This window comes from Nostoc sp., assembly GCF_035638895.1.
GTDB lineage: Bacteria > Cyanobacteriota > Cyanobacteriia > Cyanobacteriales > Nostocaceae > Nostoc.
Map to the genome: position 1 here is coordinate 1 of NZ_DASQZC010000356.1, position 3128 is coordinate 3128.

At 33.7% G+C, this 3128-nt stretch carries 4 protein-coding genes; 2 read left to right on the plus strand and 2 right to left on the minus strand.

Features of this window, described 5'->3' with window-relative positions:
* Positions 1-26: 26 nt before the first annotated feature.
* Both VE944_RS17425 and VE944_RS17430 read right to left on the minus strand, forming a co-directional pair.
* Positions 27-206, minus strand: a complete 180-nt coding sequence (locus VE944_RS17425) for a high light inducible protein (RefSeq protein WP_109008463.1) — start codon at positions 204-206, stop codon at positions 27-29.
* Between the two features lie 175 nt (positions 207-381).
* The gene (locus VE944_RS17430; protein ID WP_324979357.1) at positions 382-1110 is read right to left on the minus strand and encodes a cytochrome b/b6 domain-containing protein; all 729 of its coding nucleotides are present in this window, start codon (positions 1108-1110) and stop codon (positions 382-384) included.
* A 140-nt stretch (positions 1111-1250) separates the two neighbouring features.
* Here VE944_RS17430 and VE944_RS17435 point away from each other — a divergent pair, with 140 nt between their 5' ends.
* Positions 1251-2396 (plus strand): hypothetical protein, encoded by a 1146-nt coding sequence (locus VE944_RS17435; protein WP_324979360.1) that lies wholly within the window; start codon positions 1251-1253, stop codon positions 2394-2396.
* Between the two features lie 9 nt (positions 2397-2405).
* On the plus strand, positions 2406-3128 hold a 723-nt coding region (locus VE944_RS17440; RefSeq protein WP_324979363.1), incomplete at its 3' end, for a DNA adenine methylase.

Below are 3128 nucleotides of genomic sequence, written 5' to 3' on the forward strand. Positions count from 1 at the left end.
TCTAATGAAGGTAAAAACGTTTAAATTTATAAAATGCCCCAGAAGTGTAAAATCCCTTGACCAGAAAAGACTTCAAGTGCAACGGCAGATAAAAAACCAATCATTGCAAAACGACCATTCCAGTTTTCGCTCTGAGGAGTAAAGCCCCAGCGCAAAGCATTAGGATCTTCTGGAACCGAAGCCGTAGTCTTCTTAACGTCTGCCATAAATAATACTCCGAGCTTTTATGTTGTGACAGTTATTACTGCCTGTAAAGTAATGTAACAGGTTTTTACGAAAATGCAACATAAACTTTATTTATAGATATTACGGGTACGTAGTTTTATTTTAACAGGTTTGCGATCGCCTACGAGGGCAAGCTACGCTCCAAAATCCAATTACCTATGACTCACTACCGGGAAAAAATACAGGTAAGACAAATGCTGTCAGAATTCCACCCAACACAATCACCTCAATAATTCTGAGATAAAAATTGTTTTGTATAAAATTATTCATTTCCGCACCAAAGTTCCTTTGTAAGCTAGTCAACCAAGTACGGAAACGACTAGACCATTTAGCAGGGCTATCTTCTGGGCGAAACTTCCACGAAAACATTGAGAGTAACAACGGCGCACCACCCACCTTGGTAGACATCAAAACATGAATCGCCACACAGCCAACCATCACAACCCAGGCGCAAAGGTGAAGGGAGTACCAAATATGATGTAGCTGCCCTGCTGGAAGCCATTCTTCCTTCATCATCCTGCCAGAGTTCACAGCCAAAATAGCAACAATGAGCATGAGAGTATTTGCTAGACGTTGCAAACTAACCCACCAAATCGGCTTGCCAACCTGAGTTAGTTGCTGCAAAGAATCAGATTGAAGCAAACGCTTTTGTCCAACATGAAAGCTATAGAGGGCAAAAGCAGGGAGAATAAGCAAGAAAAATAATGCAAAAGTGCCGTGAATACCCTGAATATCCCCAATTTGAGGAAATGGTATTTTACCAAATCGGCGATCGTAAGTGTTGTAAACCAAAAATCCGGTAATAATTGCTGCGATAACTAAAATTCCACTTAAGCCGTGAAGAATTCGCAACAACAAAGGTTGATAGGGTGCAGAACGGGGCATAAAATGAGCCTTGGTAGCTTACTTCAGAAAATTGTAGCCATTCAGGAGAAAATTAATTCTTGCTTCATCATTTTTATGCTTTAATAGCCAATGCTGAACTAAACTATGGCAAAGAGAAATATTAAGAAAAATTTGAATATATGGCAGAAGTTCTCCATTTTACAGGATTTATCAAAGGAGTAACCTATAAAACTTACTTGGATGATAATTTAAGTAGGATTAGTTTAGATGTATTTGATGTCAATAAAGAAAGGGGTTATGGATTAATCAAGTCACCTACAACTGAAATTGCTTATTCAAAATGGGTATCACCTAAGAGAACCAGAAGTTATCCATTTGCCAGAATTTATAATACATATAATTCCTCAAAAGTTATAACTATTATCCCGGTGATTAAAGATGAAGGCAAAGATGGCGATATAGATAAACTTCAATACTCTACAATTTCTTGGATGAATTTGCTTAATATCTATATAGTACTTGCTTATTACGAAACAGCAAAAAAAAGTACTAAAAAAGGGCAAGTTAATAAGAATAAGTTGAGTGATCAAAAATTTGCTAATGATTTTGTTAAATTTCAAATTAATGAAATATTAGCATATCGACAAAGCGCACTACATTGGAACAAGAATCTATTTGAAGAAAGATTTACACAAACTTTTGAAAAAGCTCTAGATTCTTATAATTCTATTTTTCATCAAACTGGAGTAATAATTCACTCACGAGAAGGTTCAGATAAATATTTACATAAAATTAGAGAAGAATTTGAGGAATTTAAGAATATTTCTCTTAAAGGTTCTCAGAGTGCTAGTAAGAGAGAAGCGCTGACTTCTCATAAGCTAGAATATTTAGTGGATGGATTAAAAGCAACTTTTAGTATTGAAAACTATCTTGGCGGAATTTACTATTTGACTCCTGATGAGATAATATTCGAGAACAACATCTATATTATACAAGAGTCCAAAAATACTTCAACAGCATCTTTGCCAAAGCTTCCTGATATTCAAGATGGTTTATTCAAGCTAATTTTATTTTCTAATTTAGATTCTTTAATATTGAATGGTCAACAAGTATCATTTATTACAAAGCTCAAGCTTACAGGTAAAAATGTTATTGGTTCTATTGTCTTTCCAGATGCATCACTAGAAGAACTAGAATATTTTTTAGAAGTTAATATTAAAATTTTTAATACCAATCAAAAACTAATTATCAAAAAATTGGTTTTAGAAGCTCAAAATAATCAGAGACTTAAAATAGAAGTATCCAGTAATTTTCAAACATTATAATTCTTGGTTATGATTAAAAGTCCTTTACGATATCCTGGTGGTAAGTCAAAAGCAATTAATCAAATATCTGAATATTTACCAGAAAGCTTTTCGGAATTTCGAGAACCTTTTGTGGGTGGTGGTTCTGTATTTATTTATTTAAGACAAAAGTTTCCTGATATCAAAATTTGGATTAACGATTTAAACCGCGAACTCTTCTTATTCTGGAAGGTTGCCCAGTCTGATATAACTCAATTAGTTAAAGAAATTCGACATATTAAAGTTAAACATACAAATGGTAAATTGCTCTTTATAGAATTAACTAGTGTAGATGCCAATAATTTATCTGATTTAGAAAGAGCAGTTCGCTTTTTTGTACTCAATAGAATTACTTTTTCAGGAACTGTAGAATCAGGCGGTTTTTCTGAACAAGCTTTTCATAAAAGATTTACTGATTCTTCGATCGAACGGCTAGAAAAGTTAGAAAATATTCTCTCAGAAAATGTCCAAATTACTAATTTGGATTACAGCTACCTATTAAAATCAGAAGGTAAAGATGTATTTTTATTTTTAGATCCACCATATTTTAGCGCTACAAAATCAAAACTATACGGTAAAGATGGTGACTTGCACACTTCTTTTGAACATCAGAGATTTGCTGAAATTTTGCAACAATGTCATCATCGCTGGTTAATAACCTATGATGACTCATCGCATATTAGAGAAAATTTTCAATGGGCTAATATTTCAGCA